At 66.3% G+C, this 21428-nt stretch carries 20 protein-coding genes; 4 read left to right on the forward strand and 16 right to left on the reverse strand.

All coding sequences use genetic code 11. The features are described from left to right. Window positions 1-234 precede the first annotated feature (234 nt). The 4 genes from BLV60_RS04885 to BLV60_RS04900 all read right to left on the reverse strand — a co-directional run bounded on the left by BLV60_RS04885 (window position 235) and on the right by BLV60_RS04900 (window position 4094). Complete coding sequence (locus tag BLV60_RS04885; RefSeq protein WP_176928712.1) at window positions 235-1077, reverse strand: MurR/RpiR family transcriptional regulator; 843 nt, start codon at window positions 1075-1077, stop codon at window positions 235-237. A 181-nt stretch (window positions 1078-1258) separates the two neighbouring features. Beyond that, entirely contained in the window at window positions 1259-1837 is a 579-nt protein-coding gene (locus tag BLV60_RS34295) for a hypothetical protein (RefSeq protein WP_176928713.1), read from the reverse strand. A gap of 83 nt (window positions 1838-1920) precedes the next feature. Beyond that, window positions 1921-3483, reverse strand: coding sequence for a serine hydrolase domain-containing protein (locus BLV60_RS04895; RefSeq protein ID WP_093050842.1), 1563 nt, complete (start codon window positions 3481-3483; stop codon window positions 1921-1923). Window positions 3484-3638: 155 nt separating this feature from the next. Beyond that, entirely contained in the window at window positions 3639-4094 is a 456-nt protein-coding gene (locus BLV60_RS04900; protein ID WP_256216930.1) for a MarR family winged helix-turn-helix transcriptional regulator, read from the reverse strand. Window positions 4095-4173: 79 nt separating this feature from the next. Between BLV60_RS04900 and BLV60_RS04905 the strand changes: the two genes are divergently transcribed. Together BLV60_RS04905 and BLV60_RS04910 are read left to right on the forward strand one after the other, a co-directional pair. Then, window positions 4174-5673: an FAD-dependent oxidoreductase gene (locus BLV60_RS04905; protein WP_093051811.1), complete on the forward strand. Its 1500-nt coding sequence runs from the start codon at window positions 4174-4176 to the stop codon at window positions 5671-5673. 104 nt (window positions 5674-5777) lie between these two features. Then, complete coding sequence (locus BLV60_RS04910; protein WP_093050848.1) at window positions 5778-7514, forward strand: GMC family oxidoreductase; 1737 nt, start codon at window positions 5778-5780, stop codon at window positions 7512-7514. On the opposite strand, the gene BLV60_RS04915 is transcribed toward BLV60_RS04910, so the two are convergent. The 8 genes from BLV60_RS04915 to BLV60_RS04950 all read right to left on the reverse strand — a co-directional run bounded on the left by BLV60_RS04915 (window position 7414) and on the right by BLV60_RS04950 (window position 14188). Further along, on the reverse strand, window positions 7414-8439 hold the full coding sequence (locus tag BLV60_RS04915) for a LacI family DNA-binding transcriptional regulator (protein ID WP_093050851.1): 1026 nt from the start codon (window positions 8437-8439) through the stop codon (window positions 7414-7416). The genes BLV60_RS04910 and BLV60_RS04915 overlap by 101 nt on opposite strands. Window positions 8440-8491: 52 nt before the next feature. After that, on the reverse strand, window positions 8492-9481 hold the full coding sequence (locus tag BLV60_RS04920; RefSeq protein ID WP_093050854.1) for a 2-hydroxyacid dehydrogenase: 990 nt from the start codon (window positions 9479-9481) through the stop codon (window positions 8492-8494). A 5-nt stretch (window positions 9482-9486) separates the two neighbouring features. Then, the gene (locus BLV60_RS04925; protein WP_093050857.1) at window positions 9487-10440 is read right to left on the reverse strand and encodes a sugar kinase; all 954 of its coding nucleotides are present in this window, start codon (window positions 10438-10440) and stop codon (window positions 9487-9489) included. A gap of 10 nt (window positions 10441-10450) precedes the next feature. Continuing rightward, window positions 10451-11194 carry a sugar phosphate isomerase/epimerase family protein gene (locus tag BLV60_RS04930; protein WP_093050860.1) on the reverse strand — a complete coding sequence of 248 codons (744 nt, stop codon included), beginning with the start codon at window positions 11192-11194 and terminating at the stop codon, window positions 10451-10453. Further along, window positions 11195-11950 (reverse strand): amino acid ABC transporter ATP-binding protein, encoded by a 756-nt coding sequence (locus BLV60_RS04935; protein WP_093050863.1) that lies wholly within the window; start codon window positions 11948-11950, stop codon window positions 11195-11197. 29 nt (window positions 11951-11979) lie between these two features. Next, window positions 11980-12777, reverse strand: a complete 798-nt coding sequence (locus BLV60_RS04940; RefSeq protein WP_093050866.1) for a transporter substrate-binding domain-containing protein — start codon at window positions 12775-12777, stop codon at window positions 11980-11982. 61 nt (window positions 12778-12838) lie between these two features. Continuing rightward, window positions 12839-13492 carry an amino acid ABC transporter permease gene (locus tag BLV60_RS04945; RefSeq protein ID WP_093050869.1) on the reverse strand — a complete coding sequence of 218 codons (654 nt, stop codon included), beginning with the start codon at window positions 13490-13492 and terminating at the stop codon, window positions 12839-12841. 24 nt (window positions 13493-13516) lie between these two features. Beyond that, complete coding sequence (locus BLV60_RS04950; protein WP_093050872.1) at window positions 13517-14188, reverse strand: amino acid ABC transporter permease; 672 nt, start codon at window positions 14186-14188, stop codon at window positions 13517-13519. A gap of 144 nt (window positions 14189-14332) precedes the next feature. On the opposite strand from BLV60_RS04950, the gene BLV60_RS04955 reads away from it, so the two are divergent. Continuing rightward, entirely contained in the window at window positions 14333-16027 is a 1695-nt protein-coding gene (locus BLV60_RS04955) for a CorA family divalent cation transporter (protein ID WP_256328863.1), read from the forward strand. 21 nt (window positions 16028-16048) lie between these two features. Here BLV60_RS04955 and BLV60_RS34620 read toward each other — a convergent pair whose 3' ends face one another. Then, on the reverse strand, window positions 16049-16390 hold the full coding sequence (locus tag BLV60_RS34620) for a hypothetical protein (protein ID WP_256328864.1): 342 nt from the start codon (window positions 16388-16390) through the stop codon (window positions 16049-16051). Window positions 16391-16694: 304 nt separating this feature from the next. Then, on the reverse strand, window positions 16695-18338 hold the full coding sequence (locus BLV60_RS04965; RefSeq protein WP_256328881.1) for a tannase/feruloyl esterase family alpha/beta hydrolase: 1644 nt from the start codon (window positions 18336-18338) through the stop codon (window positions 16695-16697). Between the two features lie 298 nt (window positions 18339-18636). Between BLV60_RS04965 and BLV60_RS04970 the strand changes: the two genes are divergently transcribed. Then, the gene (locus BLV60_RS04970; protein WP_093050875.1) at window positions 18637-19128 is read left to right on the forward strand and encodes a MarR family winged helix-turn-helix transcriptional regulator; all 492 of its coding nucleotides are present in this window, start codon (window positions 18637-18639) and stop codon (window positions 19126-19128) included. A gap of 80 nt (window positions 19129-19208) precedes the next feature. Here BLV60_RS04970 and BLV60_RS04975 read toward each other — a convergent pair whose 3' ends face one another. Both BLV60_RS04975 and BLV60_RS04980 read right to left on the reverse strand, forming a co-directional pair. After that, entirely contained in the window at window positions 19209-19745 is a 537-nt protein-coding gene (locus BLV60_RS04975) for a cysteine hydrolase family protein (RefSeq protein WP_093050878.1), read from the reverse strand. Window positions 19746-19807: 62 nt separating this feature from the next. Beyond that, a complete protein-coding gene (locus BLV60_RS04980; protein WP_093050881.1) occupies window positions 19808-21400 on the reverse strand; it encodes an esterase/lipase family protein in 1593 nt (530 codons plus the stop codon). Between the last annotated feature and the right edge of the window lie 28 nt (window positions 21401-21428).

Raw genomic sequence — 21428 nt, forward strand, 5'->3', positions numbered from 1 at the left:
CATGCGAAACATCCCTATGCAAGCGACATGCCCGCCTGCGCGTGACGCACGTAAGCCACGTGCCGCAGGGGTACTTTTCAGAGGGGGAAAGCGTGGAATGACCGTCACAGGCGGGCGCATCCGAGACCTGTTGCAGTCTCTGCGGATGCACCTTGGATGGGCAGATGCGCACTACGGTCGTGCGTCTTTTCAGTGCACTCCGACCAGGTCAGGCCAGTCGAGCGCCGCTGCCGCTCAAAGCTCGCCGTTTTCCTCGTGCTCGAGCTCGATCGCGGCCAGACGCTTGCGACCGGCGGAGCCCGAGGCTTCGATCACCATCGTGGCGATCAGGTCGCAGATGCCCATCACGGCAGTGTGATTGTCCAGAAGCCCCGGCCCCCGGCAATCGCACTGCAGCGACCAGGTGGCCCCAGCGAAGTCCGGCGAGGCCTTGTCACTGATGTAGACGATCTTCGCGCCGGCCTTGCTGGCGCCCGCGAGCAGGATGTCCATCTGCCGCGTCTGCCGTCGCGTGCCGAAGACGATCACGCAGTCGCGCCCGGTCAGGCCAGCCAGGTGCTCGGCCAACGTCTCGCCGGGCCCCGGAATGGCGGTGACGCGCGGCACCACCTGCACGATCTGCCAACGCAGGTAAAGGGCAAAGGCATGGCTGCTGCGGCTGCCGAAGATCAGCACCTGCCCCGCGCCGATGATCGCCTTCACGATGCCGGCCATCTGCCTGTCGTTGAGCCGGTCGAAGGTGCTGGCCAGGTTGGCCTGCGACTGCTGGAAATGCGTGGCGACAAGGTGGCCGCGCTTCGAGGCCTCGGTCGCGTTCTGGAACAGCGGCGAACCCGTCTGCTTTTCCTCGCGAACCTGGCGCCGGGCCTCTTCGTAGTTCTCGTAGCCGATGCGACGGATGAAGCGGCTCACCGTCGAAGGCGACACCCCCGCCAGTTCCGCCAGCTCGTTGCCCGCATAGCTGGCCAGCTCGCCCGGAAACTCCAGGACGAAATCGGCAAGCTGCCGCTCGGTTGCGGACAACTGGTCGAGCTGGCTGCGGACGCGGCGGACAAAGGAATCTGCGGACATGGGCATGCGAGTGGGAGAGGCGCACGATGATGCCATGCCGTCCCCTTCCCGCAGCAGGATGTACGTCCCTCCTCTTCCCTGGAGATCACGGACTTGATCGCAGCATCCCGCACCCTCGTCGCCCTGGCCGCACTGGTCGTTGCAGCGCATTCAATGTCGAGCCATGCGGCAGAACCGACGTGGGTCATCATGAACCGCGAATCGGGCTGCGTACCGCTCGCGGAGTTGCGCGACGTCTTTCCGTCGCTGACGGATCGCGAGGCAGCGCGTTGGCGACGACCTGCACCGCCTCGCGCCGACGACGCACCACGGCGGTCGGCCGCATCCGCGGCCCGCCCGGCGCCCTCGGGCGATTCCGATGCGCCCCATTGACGATGGGCAGCGGCTGCGCCGATTGCCGGTGCGCCTCGAAGCGCGCTTCCTTCTGCTTCAGGTAATGCATGAGCACATGCGAAACCATATTGAGCCCGAAGGTGCCGAACGCAGCGGGAATGATGTAAAGCGCAATCGACAGCTCTGACGAGAAGACGATGTCGTCAGCCAGCGAAGGCGTGGCCTGCGCCTCCAGCGAAAGCGCTCGCAGCACGAAGATGTCCACGCCCGCGAGCAGGATCAGCAGCAGGCCGAAGGCAAGCACAGCCTTCTTCGAGAACTCGCGCCGCACGAACAGCGTGACGAAGATCGCGGCCGGGCACACCAGCGAACACAGCACCAGCACCCAGAAGCGCACCTGCGTGAAGACCGTGGCGTCCGAAAGCATGTGCATGACGGACATTGAGCCACGAACCGCGCCCGTCAATTTGTCCGGGAAGTGAAGCGCCGGTAAAAGCGCCTCTCAAAAAGTGTGGGCTAAGTCTTCGCGCGCGTCCCTGTGAGCGTAGGCATGTCGGTTGCGCTGGAATTGACGTTCACGCTGCGGTCGAAGCGCATGTACGGTCCGGAGAAGCGGCACTCCACGGTGTCGCGGAAGGCCGACTCGACGAAGGTCCACGTCATGACGAAGGTGCGCGCGTCGCGCCACTCGCCGCTGGCCACCACGCGCATCACCTCGGGCTGGTACTCGTGGTGCAGCTTGTTGCCGGTGATGGTTGTGTCGCCCTCGAAGGGCTTGCGCAAGCCGACCTGCACCTTGTGCGTGCCGCGGTCGTCCTCCATGGTGAAGACGCACGACTCCGCGGAAGAGAAGTCGAGCCGCATGGACTTGATCTTCTCCGGGTTCTCCGCAAAGTCGAAGCGCTGGCCCGACACGTTCGCGGCAACGGGCGAGCTGGTCGGCTTCACCGGTGGGAGCAGCTGCAGCGTGCGCGTGCGGGCCTTGAGCGCGGCGTAGTCCTTCTCGCTGGCCACGGCAGTAGCGCCGAATGCCGCGGGAAAGTGCTTGTACAGAATGCCCGCGTTGAACCCCGCCTTGGGCGGCAGCGCGGAATTGAGCGCGAGCACCGCGTTCTGCTCGGGGAACACCACTGAATACTGCCCGAACAGGCCATCGGCGTTGTAGGCGCCGTGCTGGCCCAGCCACCACTGGTAGCCGTATCGGTCCTTGGTGTGCGGCGCGTGCACCGAATCGACCCAGGCCTTCGTAAGGATCTGCTTGCCGTTCCACTGCCCGTTCTGCGCATGCAGGATGCCGAGCTTGAGCGAGTCGACCGTCTTCCAGCTCAGGCCGTTGGCGCCGGGCGAAATGCCTTCGGGGCCCACGTCCCACTCGTAGCCGGTGATGCCCAGCGGCTCGAAGAAGCGCGGCTTGAGGTAGTCGGCCGTCGATTGCCCGGTGGTCTTCGTCACGATGGCCGACAGCATGTAGGTAGCCGCGCTGGTGTAGACGAACTTGCTGCCCGGCGGGTAGACCACGGGGATCTTGAAGAACTCGGCGATCCAGCTTGTGCGAATGGGCCGCCACACGGAGCCCGACACCATCGACTCGTGCCCGGTGCGCATGGTCAGCAGGTCGCGTACGGTCATTGCCGCGAGGTTGGCGCTGACCGTGGGCGGCAGGTGCTCGGGAAAGAAGGACACGACCTTGTCGTCGAGTCCGAACTTGCCGTCGGCAATGGCCATGCCGACCGCGCACACGGTGACGCTTTTGGTCAGCGAATGCGTCATGTGCCGGCGCTCGGGCTTGTAGGGGTCCCACCAGCCCTCGGCCACCACATGGCCGTTGCGCCACAGCATGAAGCTGTGCAGCTCGAACGCGCCGCGCTCGGCATCGTCGAGAAAGGCGAGGATCGACGCCGACGAGATGCCCTGCGCCTCGGGCCGGCTGCGCGTCAGGCCGTCGGCAAAGGCCGGCGCGGCGGCGCCGGTGGCTGCCCAGCCGATGCCGGGCAGCGAGGCCATGGCGGTGCCGCCAAGGGAAAGGCGCAGCAGGCCGCGGCGCGAGATGGCGGGGGTCGTTGTTGTTGTCTCTTCCATGTTCCTGGCTTCCTTGTCTTGCGGGATGGACCGGTTTCGACAGTGTCGCGCCGGTGGCTGTCAATCGCCTGTCCGCAGCGGCAGAGGAAACCCGATGAGGCCCCGGTCGCGCGCCATGTGTTCAAAGGTCAGCGAGGCAGCGCCCCTCAACCCGATCAACGCTCGCCTGCAGGGCCCGCCTCGATATCGACCGCAAACTTCTGCAGAAGCCGCACCAGCTCCTCGAAATCCTGCTGTTCCCACTTGGCAAATATGGCGCGCCCCAGCCTTTCCCTTGCTGCATCCACGGCATCGGTCATGACCTTGCCCTTCGGCGTCACGATCGCTTCGCGCACGCGCCGGTCGTGAACGCCGCCCTGGCGCTCCACCAGGCCAAGACTCTCCAACTTCGCGACCTGCCGGCTGACCGTGGTGTAGTCGCGCCCGACACGGTCGGCGAGCTCGACCACGCCGATCGGTCCTACGCGTTCGATGCCCACCAGCAGCGGAAACAAGGCGCGGTCGAGCGAGATGCCCGCTTCGCGCACCATCGCCTCGTCGCGCTGCGGGCGATTCATGACGCTCACCACGGTCAGCAGCGCACCGTGCAACGCCCGCAATTGCGCGGACATATGTGTATCTTGCACATTTATTTTCTTTGGCATAGCATCCGCTCCTATTAAGTGCATATTACACATATTGGAGTTTGCCATGACACAGCAGTTTTCCGCCGACGTCCTGATCTGCGGCGCCGGCGCAGCCGGCCTCACGCTCGCCATCGACCTGGCGCGGCGAGGTGTTTCCTTCCGCCTGATCGAGAAGATGGACGCGCCTTTCCGGGGCTCGCGCGGCAAGGGCATCCAGCCGCGAACGCAGGAGGTCTTCGAGGATCTGGGCATCCTCGAGCGGATCGTCGCGGCCGGCGGCCTGTATCCGCCCTCGCGGGAATACCGCGCTGACGGCAGCCATGCCGATTCGCTGGTGATGGCGCACGAAGCACCGACACCTTCTGAACCCTATGGCTCTCCTTTGATGGTCCCGCAGTTCCTGACCGAGGGCGTGATGCGCGAGCGCCTGACCGAGCTCGGGCATCGACCTGCATTCGGCCGCGAACTGATCGGCTTCGAGCAGGACGAGGACGGCGTGACGGCGCGGCTGGCCAGCGCGGCGGGTGAAGAAACGCTGCGCGTGCGCTTTCTCGTCGGCGCCGACGGTGGCCGCAGCTTCGTGCGGCATTCGCTGGACATCGGCTTTCCGGGCAAGACGCTGGGCGTGCGTGCGGTGGTGGCCGATGTCGTCCTGTCAGGGTTGGGGCGCGAAGCATGGCACCGCTTCAACGAAGGTGAGATGAATGCACAGATGTCCCTGTGCCCGCTCGCCGGAACGGAGCTGTTCCAGCTGCAGGCACCGATACCGCTGGAGGGCGACATCGACCTCTCCGCACAGGGGCTGGCAGCAATGGTTGCCGAACGCACCGGCCGCGACGACATCCGTATCCACTCGGTCTCGTGGGCCTCGGCCTTCAGCATGAACGCGCGTCTGGCCGATCGCTACCGGGCAGGTCGCGTGCTGCTGGTCGGCGACGCCGCACACGTCCATCCCCCCACCGGCGGGCAGGGGCTCAACACCAGCGTGCAAGACGCCTACAACCTTGGCTGGAAGCTGGCGGCAGTTGCCGCCGGTGCACCCGGCACCATGCTCGACAGCTACGAGGAAGAGCGCCGCCCGATTGCCGCGGACATGCTCGGGCTTGCCACGAAGTTGCTCGGCGAAGCCAAGCGCGGCGAGATGCGGCGTGGGCGGGAAGTGCATCAGCTCGACCTCGGGTACGCCGAATCGTCCCTCGCGATGGAGAAGCCGGCACGCGTTGGCGGCCTGCGTGCGGGTGACCGCGCGCCCGATGCGCCGGTCACCGGCGCCGCCGGGCAACCGACGCGCCTGTTCGAGCTGTTCAAGGGCGCGCAGTGGACGCTGCTGGGCTGCGAGGTCGAGCGTCGCGACGTGGCACCGCGCCCAGGCCTGCACATCCACACCTTCGGCGAAAGAGGCGACCTGCGCGACCATGGCGGCCATTTCCGCGAAGCCTATGGGCTCGCGTCGGGCGACTGGGTGCTGGTGCGCCCGGACGGCTATGTCGGCGCCATCGTCGACTCCGCCCACATCGAAGAGCTGCAGAGGTATCTGCACGACCTCGGCATGACCTCGACCTGACTTCGGAGACAAGGGAAAACGCCAAGCCCTGATTGCACGTTCATTCCTACAGTCGAATCCGTCCGCGCGGACGCAGGCAGCACAGAACAAAAGGAAGAAGCGCCATGGAATTCGACTACGTCATCGTGGGTGGCGGCTCCGGCGGCGTCACGCTGGCCTCGCGGCTGAGCGAAGACCCCGCCGTGAAGGTCTGCCTGGTCGAGGCCGGCGGCGACGGCCGCGGCATCCTGGTGCGGGCGCCGGCCGGTACGGTGGCGATGCTGCCCGGCCGCCCGCGCATCAACAACTACGCCTACCAGACCGTGCCGCAGCCTGGCCTGAATGGACGCCGCGGCTACCAGCCACGCGGACGCTGCCTGGGCGGCTCCAGCGCGATCAACGCCATGCTCTACGTGCGCGGCCATCGCGACGACTACGACGACTGGGAGCGCGCGGGCTGCACCGGCTGGTCGTTCGACGCAGTGCTGCCCTACTTCAAGCGCGCCGAGGGCAACCAGCGCGGCGCGAGCGCACTGCACGGTGCCGACGGGCCGCTGCAGGTCTCGGAGCAACAGAGCCCGCGCCCCATTGCCGAAGACTTCGTGCGGGCCGCTGCGGAGTGCGGCATTCCGCGCAACGACGACTTCAATGGCGCCGAACAGGAAGGCGCGGGCCTCTACCAGGTCACGCAGTTCCACGATGGCGTGCGCAACGGCGAGCGCTGCTCGGCGGCCGCCGCCTACCTGCATCCGGTGATGAACCAGCGCCCCAACCTCACAGTGCTGACCGACACGCAGGCCCTGCGCATGGTGCTCGAAGACCGGCGCGCCACCGGCGTGGAGGTGCGGCGCAAAGACGGCAGTATCGAGACCCTTCACGCGCGGCGCGAGGTGGCGCTGTGCGGCGGCGCATTCAACTCGCCGCAGTTGCTGATGCTCTCGGGCATCGGCGACCCGGCCGAGTTGGGCCGCCACGGCATTGCCGTGCAGCATGCACTGCCGGGCGTCGGCCAGAACCTGCAGGACCACACCGACTTCATCCTCGCCTACACCTCGAAGCACACCGACCTGTTCGGCATCGGCGTGGTAGGTGGCCTGCACCTGGTGAAGGCGATTGCCGAGTGGCGCAAGAGCGGCAAGGGCATGATCGCGACGCCGTTCGCCGAGGGCGGCGCCTTCATCAAGTCGTCGCCCGAACTGCGGCGGCCCGACCTGCAACTGCACTTCGTGATCGCGATCACGGATGACCATGCACGCAAGCTGCACGCGGGCTTCGGCTTCTCGTGCCACGTGTGCGTGCTGCGCCCCAAGGGCCGCGGCGACGTGCGCCTGAACGATGCCGGCCCAGGCTCGCCGCCGCGCATCGATCCGCGCTTTCTGTCAGACCCCGAGGACATGGCGCTGCTGCTGCAGGGCGTGAAGAAGATGCGCGAGATCTTGCGCGCGCCGGCGCTCGAAAAGTACCGCCACCACGAGCTCTACACGGCCGACGCGCACACCGACGAAGAACTCGTTCAGCACATTCGCGCGCGCGCCGACACCATCTACCATCCCGTGGGCACCTGCAAGATGGGCACAGATGCTATGGCGGTGGTAGACGCGAAGCTGCGCGTGCACGGCATCGAAAACCTGCGCGTGGTCGATGCCTCGATCATGCCGACGCTGATCGGCGGCAACACCAACGCGCCAACGATCATGATTGCCGAACGCGCGGCCGACTGGATGCGCGGGCCGATCACCTTCGACCGCGCGCAGCAGGATGCTAGAGCGCCTGCGACGAGCCTCGTACCACCAGCTCTCCAGGCAGCAGCAACTGGCGCGGCGCAGCATCCAGCCCACGCAGCCGCTCGATCAGGCAGGTAGCGGCCGTGCGGCCGATGGCGTCGGTAGGCTGTGCCACGGTGCTCAGGCCGGGGCCGATGAGCGAGGCCCATTCGGGATCGTCGAAGCCGACAAAGCCGAGGTCGGCGCCAAACTGCCAGCCCAGCCGCGCCATGGCCTGCGCGATGCGCAGCGTGACCACGGCATTGCCCGCGACCACCGCGGCCCGTCGGCCGCGCTTGGCGCGCTGACGCAGAGCGCGCAAGGCCTCGTCGAGCGCATCGCTCTCGCCCTCGACGCACTCGAACACCTCGCCCGCCACGCGCGGCTCGTGCGCGGCCACGCAGGCACCGAAGGCGGCCGTGCGTTCGCGCCGCGAGCTCACGCCCTTCTGCGGCTCAGTGACGTAGAGCAGCTCGCGATACCCGCCCTCGACCAGATGACCGCAGGTGGCCTGCATCGCGGCGTGGTTGTCGAGCGAGACGAAGTCGGTGTGCATGCCGGTGTGGCGGCGGTCGACCAGCACCGCCGGCTTGCCGTGCAGCGTGACCGCGTCGACCACATTGCTGCCGCGGCCCAGCGTGTTGAGGATGAAGCCGTCGACCTGGTAGCCCGCCAGCGCGTCGATGGCCTCGCGCTCGCGTTCGCTCTCGTTGCCGAGGTTGAACAGCATCACAAGGTAGCCGGCGTCCTGGCAGGCCTTCTCGGCGCCGCGCAGCACCGCCACCGAGTACGGATTGGTGATGTCGGCCACGATCAGGCCGATGAGCCGCGAGCGGCCATGGCTCAGCGCCTGCGCCATCGGGCTCGGCGAATAGGCCAGCGCCGCGATGGCGACTTCGACGCGCGCGGCGATGTCGGGGCTCAGGAGCCGCTCGCGGTGATTGAGGAAGCGCGAGACGGTGGCCTTGGAGACGCCAGCGGCTTCGGCGACGTCGGCGATGGTGGCGCGGCCGGTCGGCTTCATGGTTTTGCTCCCGCCCTCCCCCAGCGGGGGAGGGAGAAAAACCGGCTCGTGCTCATGCGGATGCCGTGTCGTACGGCGCAGTCGGCTTCTCTCCGGCCAGCACCTGCAGCAGGTTCGTCGTGGCGAGCTCGGCCATGGCGTGTCGCGTCTCGTGGGTGGCCGAGCCGATGTGCGGCAGCGGCGTCACGCGCGGATGGGTGCGCAATGGCGAATCGGCCGGCAGCGGCTCTTTCGCGAACACGTCGAGGCCGGCGGCGCGCAGTGTGCCGTGGTCGAGTGCGTAGAGCAGCGCGTCTTCGTTCACGGTGGCGCCACGGCCACCGTTGATGAAGGCTGCACCGGGCTTCATGCGCGCGAAGAAGGCGGCGTCGATCATGCCGCGCGTCGCGTCGGTCAGCGGCAGCATCGCGAGCACGATGTCGGCGCGCGCGAGCAGGTCGTCCAGCGGCGTGTGCGTGGCGCGGCCTTGCAATTCGGGCGCCTGCGTTGCCAGGTCGACCGGGCGACGTGCGTGATACAGCACCGGCATGCCGAAGCCCAGCGCACCACGGCGCGCCACGGCCTGCCCGATGCGGCCGAAGCCGAGAATGCCCAGCGTCTTGCCATGCACGTCGGTGCCGAAGAGCTCTTCGCCGATGTTCTTCGTCCAGCGGCCTTCGCGCACGAGCGTAGAGAGTTCGACCACGCGGCGCTGCGTGGCCATGAGGATCGCGAACACCGTGTCGGCCACCGTTTCGGTGAGCACGTCGGGCGTGTGGCACAGCACGATGCCGCGCTTGTGCAGCTCGGCCAGCGGATAGTTGTCGACACCGACCGACACGCTCGAAATCACCTGGAGCTGCGGCGCCCCGTCGAGCAGAGCGGCATCGACCGTATGGCTCGACCCGATCAGCCCGTTCGCGCTGCGCAGCGCGGCGGCAAAGGCCTCGGGTTCCTTGCGCGGATCGGCCACGACCACGTGGTGCACGGCTTGCAGGCGCGCCAGCTGGTCTTCGGGCAACGGCCGGAAGACGAGCACGTTCTTCTTCGACACATTCGTCATGGTGTTCAGAGCCCCGCTTCTTCGAGTTGCGCCCGCGTCGGCAGGCCTTCGGTGTCGCCCAGCACCTGCACTGCACGCGCGCCGATCCATGCGCCGCGGCGCACGGCCTCGGGCACGCTCTTGCCTTCGAGCAGCGCGCTCACCACGCCGGCTGCGAAGCCGTCGCCCGCGCCCACGGTGTCGATCACTTCCTTCACCGGGAAGCCATCGACACGGCCGGTGCCGGCCACATCGCTGTCGTAGTAGGCGCCCTCGGCGCCGAGCTTGACGACCACCAGCTTCGCGCCGCGATCGCGATAGAACTTCGCCACGTCTTCGGGCTTGTCATGGCCGGTGAGCAGCAGCCCCTCTTCGACGCCGGGCAGCACCCAGTCGGCGCGCGAGGCGAGTTCGTTGATCCAGTGGCGCATGGTCTCGGTGGACGACCACAGCGTGGGGCGCAGGTTGGTGTCGAACGAGATGGTGCGACCGGCGGCGCGCATCACGTCCATGGTCTTGAGCGCAGCCTGCAGGCTGGTGTCGGAGATAGCGGCGAACACGCCGGTGGCGTGCAGGTGACGCGCCGAACGCAGCCAGGCTTCGTCGACGTCGGCCGGGCCCATGTGGCTCGCGGCCGAGCCCTTGCGGTGGTATTCGATCGGCGGGTCGCTGCCGTCGGTGACACGGCCCTTGAACTGGAAGCCGGTGCGCTGCGTTGCGTCGGTGATCACGTGCGAGCAGTCGATGCCTTCGGCGCGCATCGCGGCCAGCAGCGCGCGGCCCATCGAGTCGGTGCCGAGCCGGCTGGCCCAGCCCACCTTGAGGCCCAGGCGCGAGAGGCCGATGGCCACGTTGGTCTCGGCGCCGGCAGTGCGCTTATGGAACGCCTCTGCGTTTTCCAGCGGGCCGGGCCGGTCGGCCACGAGCAGCAGCATGGCTTCGCCGAAGAGTGCAACGTCGAAGGCGGTTGGTTCTGTCATGTGTTTGTTCCTACGCCCGCGCGGCGCGGATGAAGTCGATCTGCGCGCGGGTAACGGCCAGCAGGTCGTCACCCACGAGCGGGTATTCGATGGCGTGCGGCACGTCGGTAGGCAGCGCACGCAGCACCGAGCGCCATGGCGCGACGGAGTCACCCAGCGGCACCGCCACCCATTTGTGCGGCAGGCGCTGCGCGCCCTTGCAATGCACATAGCGCACGCGGTGGCCGAGCGCCTGAGCGGCCTGCAGCGGGCACTCGCCGAGCCAGTGCCAGTTGCCCATGTCGAAGGTCATGCCCAGCGGCACGCCGGCGCGGTCGGCCACGTCGAAGAAGGTCTGCAGCGCGGGCAGCGTGCCAGCGCGCACGGTCTGGTCGTTCTCGATGAGCAGCTCGACGCGGGTTTCGGCAAGCTCCACCTTCAGGCCCCAGAGTGAGCCGTGAGAAGAAGCCTGGAAGTCGCCGATGGACATCTTCAGCCGCTTCGCGCCCACGCGCGTGGCGGCGGCGATGCCGCGCTTGAGCGCGGCGCTGTCGAGCCAGCCGCCCTGAGCCCAAAGGCCCTCGGGGCTGGAGTACACGGAGGCCAGCCCGCTCAATGCGGGCAGCTCGGCATCGGCGTCGCGCAACATCTCGCCGCGCACTTCCACCGAATCGGCACCTGCCGCGCGTGCCAGCTGCGAACACCAGAGCTGGCCATGCCGCCCCACCTCGGCCGCGCCGAAGGACGACAGAGAAATCAGAACGGAGAAAGACATTCAGTGTGCTTGGTGGGAGCTGAGGATCTGGCCCAGGAACTGGCGCGTGCGCTCGTCCTTCGGGTTGCCGAAGAACTCTTCGGGCGGCGCCTGCTCGACGATCTTGCCTTCGGCCATGAAGATCACGCGATCAGCGACGCTGCGGGCAAAGCCCATTTCGTGCGTCACGCACAGCATGGTCATGCCGTCTTCGGCCAGGCCGATCATGGTGTCGAGCACTTCCTTGACCATCTCGGGGTCGAGCGCCGAAGTGGGCTCGTCGAACAGCATGATCTTGGGCGTCATGCACAGCGCGCGCGCAATCGCCACACGCTGCTGCTGGCCGCCCGAGAGCTGGCTCGGATACTTGCCGGCCTGCTCCGGAATGCGCACGCGCGTGAGGTACTTCATGGCTACCTCTTCGGCTTGCGCCTTCGTCATGCCGCGCGAACGCATCGGCGCGAGCGTGCAGTTCTCGAGGATGGTGAGGTGCGGGAACAGGTTGAACTGCTGGAACACCATGCCGACCTCGGCACGCACCGCGTCGATGTTCTTGCCGCCGGCCGTGAGGTCGATGCCGTCGACCACGATGCGGCCCTTCTGCACCGTCTCGAGCCGGTTGATGCAGCGGATGAGCGTGGACTTGCCCGAGCCCGAGGGCCCGCAGATCACGATGCGCTCGCCCTGGCGCACCGACAGGTCGATGCCGGTCAACACCTGGAATTCACCGTACCACTTGTTGACCGCTTCCATGCGGATGATCGATTCCGTCGTCATGCCAGGATTCCTTCAGCCTCGGGGGTTGCTTATTGCATTTTGGGCAGGTCGGCCTGCAGCCACTTCTGATACAGCTTGTTGAGCTCGCCGTTGGCGGTGTTCTTCTGCACGAATTCGTTCACCGCCTTGTGCAGCTCTTCCTGGCCCGGGCGCATCGCGATGCCCATCGACTGCTGCACCAGCGTGAACTTGTTTTCGAAGGTGTTGGCGGGTACGCGCTTGGCGATCTGCGCTGCCACGGTCACCGAGCAGCCGATGGCATCGACCTGGCCCGAGATCAGCGCCTGCATGGCAGAAGCGTCGTCGTCGAAGCGGCGGATTTCAGTGCCTTCCGGCGCGGCCTTGGTCACGGCCACGTCTTGCGTCGAAGCGCGAGCCACGCCCACGCGCAGGCCCTTCAGGTCGCCTGCCGCCTTGATGGAGGTCTTGGTCGCACCGTACAGCACGATGGTGGCGGCTGCGTAGGGCTGCGAGAACTGCACCTGCTTCGCGCGCTCGGGCGTGACGGCCAGCGAAGCCACCAGCAGGTCGACCTTGTTGGTCAGCAGGAAGGGAATGCGGTTCGGACCCGTCACCGGCACGATGTTGGCCTTGACGCCCCAGTCCTTGGCCAGCAGCTTGGCCACGTCGGCGTCGTAGCCGTCGGGCTGGTTCTTCGCGTCGGTGGTGCCGTAGGGTGGAAAGTCGACCAGCATGCCGATGGTGATCTCGCCCTTCTTCTTGATGTCGGCAACCGTCTGCGCCGAGGCGAAGGGTGCGAACACGGTGAGGGCGGCGCCGAGGCCGAGGGCTGCGAGCGCTGCGCGGCGGGAAGTGATGACGGTCATTGGATGTGTCTCCTGAATAAAAGAAGGAAGCGACGAGAAAGAAAAAGAACAACGAAAAGGGTCAGCGCGCGAGAGCGCGGGCCCGGCGGCGCTCCATGCGCGCGGCCAGCAATGAAAGCGGCCAGCAGATCGCAAAGTAGATGGCTGCCACCACCGAGAACACGATGAGCGGCTGGAAGGTGGCGTTGTTGACGATCTGCCCCGCACGCGTGACCTCGACAAAACCGATGATGGCCGCGAGCGAGGTGCCCTTGATGATCTGCACCACGTAGCCCACCGTGGGCGCCAGCGCGATCTTGAAGGCCTGCGGCAGCACCACGTCGCGCATGCGCGAGCTGTACTTCAGGCTCAGCGCCTCTGCTGCTTCCCACTGTCCGCGCGGAATGGCCTCGATGCAGCCGCGCCAGATCTCGCCGAGGAAGGCCGCGCTGTTCAGGATGAGCGCAACGCCGGCGGCAACCCACGGGTTGATGTCCAGCCCCAGCACCGGCGCGCCGAAGAACACCAGGAACAGCTGCAGCAGCAGCGGCGTGCCCTGGAAGATCTGGATGAAGGTGGTCGATACGGCCCGCGCCCACGTCGATTCAGACGTGCGCATCAGCGCAATGATGAGCCCCAGGATCGCGCCGCCCACAAAGGCGATGGCCGACAGCGCCAGCGTCCACTTGGCCGCTTCGAGGATGAAAAGGAATTCGGGAAAGCCGAAGGTGCGCATGTTGTTGTCTCCGTCCGTCGTCTCTTACCGGCGGTCCGGGTAGTTGAGCGTGCGCTTGTAGATCAGCTTGAACATGGCCGAGAAGGCCAGCGCCAGCGCGAGATAGATGGCGGCCACGACGATGTAGATCTCGAAGCTGCGGAAAGTCTGCGACTGCAGGTTGGCGGCCACCGAGGTCAGGTCGTCGGCTGAGATGACCGACACCACTGCCGAGCTCAGCATCAGCAAAATGAACTGGCTCGTGAGCGCCGGGTAAATGGCCTTCAGCGCGGGCTTGATGATGACGAAGCGGAAGATTTCCCAGGGCTTGAGGTTCAGCGCCCTGCCCGCCTCGATCTGCCCCTTGGGAATCGACTCGATGCCCGCGCGGATGATTTCCGTGGCGTAGGCGCCCAGGTTCACCACCATGGCCACCAGCGCTGCCGTCTGCGGCGACCAGCGCAGCCCGATGGCCGGCAGCGCGAAGAAGAAAAAGAACAGCTGCACGAGGAACGGCGTGTTGCGGATCACCTCGATGTAGGCATTGACCAGAAAGCGCAGCCAGCCCGGCCCCGAGGTCTTGCCCCAGGCACAGAAGATGGCCACCACCAGGCCCAGCACCGTGGCAATGAGCGAGAGCTGGACCGTGATCCACGTGCCCTTGAGCAGCAGCGGCCAGGCGGCAAAGACGGCGTCGAATTGAAACTGGTAGTTCATGGTGGGCGGACCCGAATGCGCGCCGGGTGGGCGCGTGCGTGCCCCGAAAGCAAGGCTTGCAGCTTATATGAAACCGGTTTCAGGCTCATATAGGGATTCCCCTAGGTGGTCGTTTTGTCTCACCTTCTGCCTACACTGAAGTCCATGCTGAACCCACCCGCGGCCACCATGCCCACAGAGGCACATACGCCCCTCACGGGCGCCCCCACCGTGCAGCATTTCCGCCAGGCCCTTCTCTGGCCCTTGCGGCTGATGCCTGCGCCGCACGCCAGCCCCGCGCACCATCACGGGCCCTGGCACGTGCTGCGCGAGATGGGTGATGCCTCGCCATGGCGCGAAGAGGTCGACGAATACACCGGCGACAGCAGCCGCTTTCACGAGCGGCACTACAACGAGTTCGTGAGCTTCCTGCCGTACGTGCAGCGCTTCCTGTACGGCGAAGGCCGCTCGCGTGGCGACGGCATGGGCGGCGACGGCGATTCGCCGATGCGCATCTTCCGCCGCCACGACATTGCGGCCGTGCGCATGGTGGCGCAGCCGGGCGACGCGCCGGTCACGCTCGATGTGATCCATTGCGACCTGTACTTCTTCTTCGACATCGACGTGGTGCTGCTCAACCTCGAAGTCGGTGCGAACAACCTGGGCCTCGCGCAGGCGCAAGACATCCTCTACCGCTTCGGCCGCGCCTACCCCTCAGGTTGGGAACCCGACGGCTCGGCGCTGCACTGCATGGCCAGCGTCGAATGGCTGGCCGCCGACGGCCACGTGCTCGCGAGTTCCGACGCGCAGCAGCGCGAGGCCTTTCTCTCGCACGTGGCGCAGCATCGCGCGCCGCGCATCTCCGCCCATTGGGCCTACCTGATGCAGCCGCTGGTAAGCGACCATTCGGAAGACCCTGGCGTGCTGCGCTACCGGCAGATCGAGTACTACCGCATGCCGGTCATGGCCTACCTGTCGCTGGACGACCCGCGCCGCCTCACGCGCGACGACTTCGTGCGGCTCGCGCTGGTCACCGGCGCAGGCGCCACCGACGCCCACCTGCCCTACGCGGAACATCACCTAGCGGACTTCGAGCACAAGTACTGCTACGACCGCTTCTGGGTGAACGCGGGCGCAGCGCCCAACACGCGCTACCTCTGCAACGGCCATGCGCTCATCGTGGTGGGCGATGCGAACTCCGAATTCTTCTGCTGCCGCGACCGCGGCGTGCTCGCGCAGTTCAGGCATCAGCACTTCCTGCTGTTCCTCATTGCGCATTTCCAGAAGGCCTCGCTGCTGATGTTCTCCGACCAGTTGGTGGAGGCGCTCAAGCGGCTGGACATCCGCAGCACGCCGAGCGTGAAGCAGTTCAAGCGCGCCATCCGAGCGAGCTTCGAGCGCTTCCTGCGCTTCACGCACCGCTACTGGTTCCACGAAATTTCAGAGCAGGCGCAGGTGCGCGCGCTCTCGCACATGTGCGCCACGCACCTCGGGCTCGACCCGCTCTACGACGAAGTCAAGGCACGCATCGCCGACATGAACACGTATCTCGACGCCGACAGCCTGCGCAGGCAGGCCAGCACTGTCGTGCGGCTCACGGTGGTCACGCTGTTCGGCCTCATCGGCACCATCACCACCGGCTTCCTCGGCATGAACCTGCTGGCCGAGGCCGACGCGCCGCTGTGGCGCAAGGCAGTGTGGTTCGGCGTGGTGTTCGTCGCGACGACGTGGCTGACGATCTACACGATGGTGAAGTCGCAGCGGCTGTCGGATTTCATCGATGCGCTGTCGAACGACCGGCTGGGATTCAGGGGCAAGATGGCCGCACTGGCGCGAGTGTGGCGGCCTGGGGCGGATTGACCGGCGCTTGCCCCGAGCCACTCATCGATCAGGTTCGCAGACTTGCTTGCTCAAAGTGTCGCGCAAGGAGCCGATCGTGCCGTCCGCAGCGTCGATCCGCCGTTGCAGCTCCTCATTGACCAGGCGGAACAGTGCGCCGAATTCGGATCGGGTTGGATAGATCTCCTCGCGCTCATTCACCTGCATCGGAACGACGAGCTTTTCGAGGCATACGTAGGCGCTGTGCACTTGGCGAATGCCCTTGACGTCGTCGCCTGCTTGCAGGGCAACCGACTCGGCATTTGAATGGGGATGAGCCGACTTCGGCGTTGAGGCGGCATCGGTTTTCGGCGCGTGCTTGAGCACGCGAGCAGACTTGGTCACGGACGACCTCCAGAGGTTGCGATTTCAGAAACCGCCACACCCGCTGCTAAACGGGGCGGCAGCTCGGACGGGTTAGCAGACCGGGCAACCTCTTGCGAGAAACCGGCAGGGCGCGAGCCCTCCCATCCGAGCCGCCAAAACTGGAAGCGCGAATGACAAAGCCGCAGGTCCTGCGGGGAAACTGCGGCTCACGTCGCAGAGATTGCTTCGGGCTGCTAAACCCGATCACGCCTTGTTCGGCATGACGGGCGCAGTATAGCCACGCACTTCGCTCGCGGCCGAGTGCTACCAGGCGCGAAGCCTTTCATTGGCAGCTGAAACTCTCGGCCTTCTCGATATCGCCCGTGCCCTTGTAGCGCGCAACCTTCGGGTAGGCGCAGAGCGGCCGGCTGCGGGTGGGCGACCAGCCGGAGGGAACATCCCCGTTCACGCCGCCTGCGTTGCCCGCACCGCGCGCCGAAGCGACGACGGAATCGGCGGCCTCGCCCTTCTCCACCCAATTGACGAGCGGTGCGAGCATGTCGAACTGATCGGTGGTCGGGCCGCCGGCGCAGTGGTTCATTCCGGGCACCCGATAGAACCGTGCGAAGTTGGACGCATCGCCGCCGTTGGCCGCCGTCAGCTGGTCGTACCAGTGCTGCGTATCGTCGCTCGAGAAGATGGGGTCGCTCGTTCCATGGTAGGCCATGACCTTGGCGCCGCGCTTCTTCAAGCGACTCAGATCGGTAGGGTTCGGCGGCGTCATGAACGAAAGCGAGTTCTCGGTGTAGAGCCCGTCGGTCGACGTGATCTTCGAGAGGATCGAATCGATGTTGGCCGTGAGCGTGAAATTGGGACCATTGAAGCCGGTCGGGTTCTCGGGCGGCACCTGCCAGACGAAGGCGACCGCGCCCGAGTCGAGGTTCAATGAATTCGAGAACTTCCACGATGACCAGCCGGTCGTGTTCAGGCCCGCATCGAAGGGAAAGCTCGCGTAGATCTTCTTTCCACTGCCGTCGAGCGCACCCGCGAAGAGTTGCGCAATGCGAAGCTTCTGGTCGGCCGAGAGGCATGTGCCATCGCGCGAGCCGCTGCAGGTGGGAACGTCGCGGTCGAGCGAGAAAGCCGCCTGGCATGCGCCGGTGTACTGGACGATGCCGTCGATCGTGCCATCGAGGGCGTCGCACTTGGCGAGGACTGCATTGGAGACCAAGGTACGTTCGGCCAGCGTGAAACCCGTGCCCGGATCGCCCGGGGTGGTTGCCAGGGCGTTGTAGTTCTGGGCGCCGACGATGTTTGCGGAGGCCGCAAGGGGAAGCCGGAAGCCGGGGTCGCCCACCAGGAAGCCGTCGTAGTCGTCCGCATAGCGTGACATGGCAACCATCGTGTGGCGCCCGCCGTTGGAGCAGCCGCCGATATAGGAGCGGTCCGGGCCCTTTCCATAGGCCGACGCGATCAACGCCTTCGCCATCGGCGTGAGCTTGCCGACCGCCTGGTAGCCGTAGTCGAGGCGGGCCTGCGGATCGATGCCGAAGAACGGCGTGGGCGCCTGGTGCCCCGCGTCGGAGCTGATCACGGCGAAGCCCTTGTTCAGCGCGTTGTCCAGAACGCCGCCTCCGCCCACCGGCCCGGTGGCTGTGCCGATGCTGCCGTCGAGCCCCCCGTTGGCCTGATAGAAATACCGCCCGTTCCAGTTCACCGGTAAGCGCATCTCGAAGCCGATCGCATAGCTCTGGCCGTCGACCGGGCTCGTGCGCTGATACATCGATCCGCGCACCTGGCAATGCGCCCCCACCGGCTTGCCGGCGACGCTCAGGGTGCCGGCGGCAATCGAATTGGCTGCAGTGATCGTCGTGTTGGCAAAGGTGAAGCCGGCGAGCGAGGCGCAACCGATGAGCGCCGCGCCGGTGGCCGCGCCGAGCACCGGCAGTGTCTCGACAGGCGGCAGCGGATTGTCGGGAGGAGTCACGGGATTGCCGTTGCCGGCCGGCGGGGCGCTCGTCGACGTGCCGGTCGTCGGGAACGAGCCGACGAAGCCGCCACCACCATTTCCTCCGCCGCAGGCGGTCAGCAATGAAGCGACAAAGATCAGGGATGCGGGGGTCTTCAAGAATGTCTCCTTCGACGCCTGGATGCAGCGCCTATAGTTAATCTACTTAACTATCAAAGATAACCAGTTATGGTTTTCCATTAAGCAGTTTGCACTCCCACGACGATCCCCTGAGCCAGTTAGATCAGGCAGTGAATCACTTGGAGGCAGAACGACAATGCCCGGAATGCCCAAGAACAGAAGCAATCCGGTAGATGCCACACCAGCCGGCCGGCTGGTCGAAGCGTCCCTGCATCACGTGCTCGGCTATCAGCTCGCGCAGGCGACGATCGTCACCGACGCAGTGTTCGCCGAGCGAGTAGGCACACCTTTCGACCTTCGCCCCGTCGAGTTCACGGTGCTGTGCCTGATTCACGAAAATCCCGACGTGTCGGCCGCCCGCCTGGCAAAGGCACTCGCGGTCACGGCGCCCAACATCGCGGCATGGCTCGAACGGCTCGAGAGGCGAGAGTTGATCAAGCGCGCCCCGCATGCAACGGATCGCAGGGCCCAGTACCTTCGAACCACCCCGACCGGCGCAACGCTTGCCAGCAGCGCTACACGGTCGGTGATCGAAGGCGAGCAGCATGTGCTCGGCAACCTCTCCAAGGGCGAGCAGTTGATCTTGATCGAGCTCCTGCACAAGGTTGCCGTGTCACGCAGGGTGTGAGCATTCAGGCATCCATTCGATGCAGGCTCTTTCGCCTGCGGGCGCACGCCCGTGCCGCGCGCGGTTCGTGCAGGCTGCGTTCAGTCGCCGAAGGCGACTTCCGCGCTGGCCACGGCGCGGATCGGCACGCCGAAGCTCGTGATGTCCGACAGCGTGGCGTTGTGATGCTCGCGGATCTTCGCGCCCGTGGCGTGCGGCTTGTCGTGCGAAGTGTGCGCATCGGCCGCGAGCACCACGTGGTAGCCGAGGGCGGCAGCGCGGCGCACTGTCGTGTCGACGCAGAACTCCGACGAATAGCCGCAGACCACCACGCGCTTCACGCCGTGCCCGGAGAGCCAGGCTTCCAGCGGCGTGCGAAGGAAGGAGTCGGGCGTGGTCTTGCGGATGCGCGCGTCGCGCGAGTCGGTCTTGAGCGCACTCGCAAGCTGCCAGCGCTCGGAGTCGAATTCGAGGTCGATCGCGTTCTCGTGCTGGATGAAGGCCACCGGCACGCCGGCCGCGCGGGCGCGTTCGGTGAGCGCGTTGATGCGCTGCATCACCTCGTGGGCCTGATGGGGACGCGGCGGATCGTCGCAAAGGCCACGCTGGACGTCGATGACGAGAACGGCAGTTTTCATGGGTCCGGAATCGGCGGGTTCTTGACCGGCGCGATTGTGCCCCACGCTGCCTGACCTGCGCCCTACTGCCAGGCGCTCACCTCCAGCCGCACCTTGCCGCTGATGCCGGGCGCGGCCGGTGCAGCGCCAAGGCTCGACAGCGGCACCACGAACTGCAGCTTGCCGCCGGCCAGCTGCTTCGGGCTCATCGGCAGCGAGGCCCGCCCGGCCGTGTCGGTCTGCCAGCCGTACTTGACGTTCCAGTTCTGCGCCGGGTCGTCGGCCTGGGGCGGCGCGATCTCGATGATCAGCGTGTCGCGGAACAGCGAGCTGCCCTCGTAGTGGCCGTCGAGCCAGAACTTGTTGTTGACCTGGTAGTCGGGCACGCGCACGCCGAGCGTCATGGCATAGGCCAGCGTCGGGCGGTCCTGCTTCACGCGGGCCTTGTTGGCGAGGAACACGGTCGAGAGGTAGATGGAGCGGCGGTCGGCCTTGGCCGGGTCGGTCAGCTCCTTGTGCGTGCGGCAGGCGGGCGAGTCTTCTTCGGCCACGCGCCTGCTCAGGTACCAGCGCTTGCCGCGCGGCGCGGCGAGCAACTCGACCTGGTAGAGCGCATCGACGTCGGCGCCAGCCGGCAGGTCGGGCGGCAGCGTAACGCCGTCTATGTCGAACCACAGGTCGACCCGCACGTCGCCGAACAGGAAGCGCGTGAGATTCTGGTAAGCCTCCTCGGAATTGACGATGCCGAAGAAGCCCGAGTGCGACCGGTAGGTGAAGGCAGTGGCCACCGGCTGCGTCTTGCCTGCGGCATCGGTGGACCAGAGCGAGGCGTTCTCGATGCGCACGAGCCCGTCGCTGCCGTGGCCCGCGAACATGCGCGACAGGCCCTTGGCGCTCTCGTAGTCGCCGCGGTTGGTGCCGACCATGCAGAAGAAGCGCTCGGCCGGAAAGGCCGTGGCCGGCAGGTAGTCCATGCGGCCGTTGATCGGCTGCGTGGCCAGGAACTCGGACATCTTCTCGCGGTTGAAGGTGTTCATCTCGTTCACCGTGAGCCAGGCCGGCACGTTGATGCCGCCCATGTCGATGCCGTTGTGCGGCGTGGCATAGGTGAACACCTTGTCGACGCAGGCACGCGCGGCCGCATCACCGAGTACAGCGTTCTGCAGGAAGGCTCGCACCACCAGGCCGCCCATCGAATGCGCGACGAGGTAGCAGCGGAAGTCGGCGGGCGAGTAGCCCGGCCCCTCGCGCAGCGCCACGAGCTCGCGCACGCGCAATATCAGCTGGCTCAGGCCTTGCGCATACACCTTGACGTCCTTGGCCTGGCCGTCGCCCAGCAGCTCGGAGCCCGAGTCGTAGTAGCGGTAGATGATGACCGAGGCCGAGGGGATGCCGTCGACGTCCCTGCCGTTCTCGTCCGGCGAGGGCTTCCAGTCGGGGTCGAGGATGTCCAGGCCGTTCTGGTAGACGCTCTGGTACTGGAAGTCGGCCAGCAGACGCACCATGGGCGATTCGAAAACAAACTTCTGCGCCGGCGCTTCCTTCTTGACGGTGGCGCGATACACCGTGGAGCCGATGTTGAAGCCGCAGAACGGATCGGCCGCGGTTTCGTCCCGCTCGGACTCGGTCATGGCGTAGCCGCGCACGTAGATGATGGGATAGCGATTGCTGCTCATGGAATCTGCCGCCTCGTCGAAAGTCGAT

This window comes from Variovorax sp. YR634 (assembly GCF_900106655.1).
Classification (GTDB): domain Bacteria; phylum Pseudomonadota; class Gammaproteobacteria; order Burkholderiales; family Burkholderiaceae_C; genus Variovorax.

Bases quoted from the DNA above. Each gene is read 5' to 3' on its own strand.
- BLV60_RS34295 (WP_176928713.1), bottom strand. From the start codon at position 1,837: ATGCACATGCTTTCGGACGCCACGGTCTTCACGCAGGTGCGCTTCTGG.
- BLV60_RS04940 (WP_093050866.1), bottom strand. From the start codon at position 12,777: ATGACCGTCATCACTTCCCGCCGCGCAGCGCTCGCAGCCCTCGGCCTC.
- BLV60_RS04920 (WP_093050854.1), bottom strand. From the start codon at position 9,481: ATGACGAATGTGTCGAAGAAGAACGTGCTCGTCTTCCGGCCGTTGCCC.
- BLV60_RS04945 (WP_093050869.1), bottom strand. From the start codon at position 13,492: ATGCGCACCTTCGGCTTTCCCGAATTCCTTTTCATCCTCGAAGCGGCC.
- BLV60_RS04910 (WP_093050848.1), top strand. From the start codon at position 5,778: ATGGAATTCGACTACGTCATCGTGGGTGGCGGCTCCGGCGGCGTCACG.
- BLV60_RS04975 (WP_093050878.1), bottom strand. From the start codon at position 19,745: ATGAAAACTGCCGTTCTCGTCATCGACGTCCAGCGTGGCCTTTGCGAC.
- BLV60_RS04895 (WP_093050842.1), bottom strand. From the start codon at position 3,483: ATGGAAGAGACAACAACAACGACCCCCGCCATCTCGCGCCGCGGCCTG.
- BLV60_RS04970 (WP_093050875.1), top strand. From the start codon at position 18,637: ATGCCCGGAATGCCCAAGAACAGAAGCAATCCGGTAGATGCCACACCA.
- BLV60_RS04980 (WP_093050881.1), bottom strand. From the start codon at position 21,400: ATGAGCAGCAATCGCTATCCCATCATCTACGTGCGCGGCTACGCCATG.
- BLV60_RS04935 (WP_093050863.1), bottom strand. From the start codon at position 11,950: ATGACGACGGAATCGATCATCCGCATGGAAGCGGTCAACAAGTGGTAC.
- BLV60_RS04885 (WP_176928712.1), bottom strand. From the start codon at position 1,077: ATGCCCATGTCCGCAGATTCCTTTGTCCGCCGCGTCCGCAGCCAGCTC.
- BLV60_RS04930 (WP_093050860.1), bottom strand. From the start codon at position 11,194: ATGTCTTTCTCCGTTCTGATTTCTCTGTCGTCCTTCGGCGCGGCCGAG.
- BLV60_RS04950 (WP_093050872.1), bottom strand. From the start codon at position 14,188: ATGAACTACCAGTTTCAATTCGACGCCGTCTTTGCCGCCTGGCCGCTG.
- BLV60_RS04915 (WP_093050851.1), bottom strand. From the start codon at position 8,439: ATGAAGCCGACCGGCCGCGCCACCATCGCCGACGTCGCCGAAGCCGCT.
- BLV60_RS04925 (WP_093050857.1), bottom strand. From the start codon at position 10,440: ATGACAGAACCAACCGCCTTCGACGTTGCACTCTTCGGCGAAGCCATG.
- BLV60_RS04900 (WP_256216930.1), bottom strand. From the start codon at position 4,094: ATGTCCGCGCAATTGCGGGCGTTGCACGGTGCGCTGCTGACCGTGGTG.
- BLV60_RS04955 (WP_256328863.1), top strand. From the start codon at position 14,333: ATGCTGAACCCACCCGCGGCCACCATGCCCACAGAGGCACATACGCCC.
- BLV60_RS04905 (WP_093051811.1), top strand. From the start codon at position 4,174: ATGACACAGCAGTTTTCCGCCGACGTCCTGATCTGCGGCGCCGGCGCA.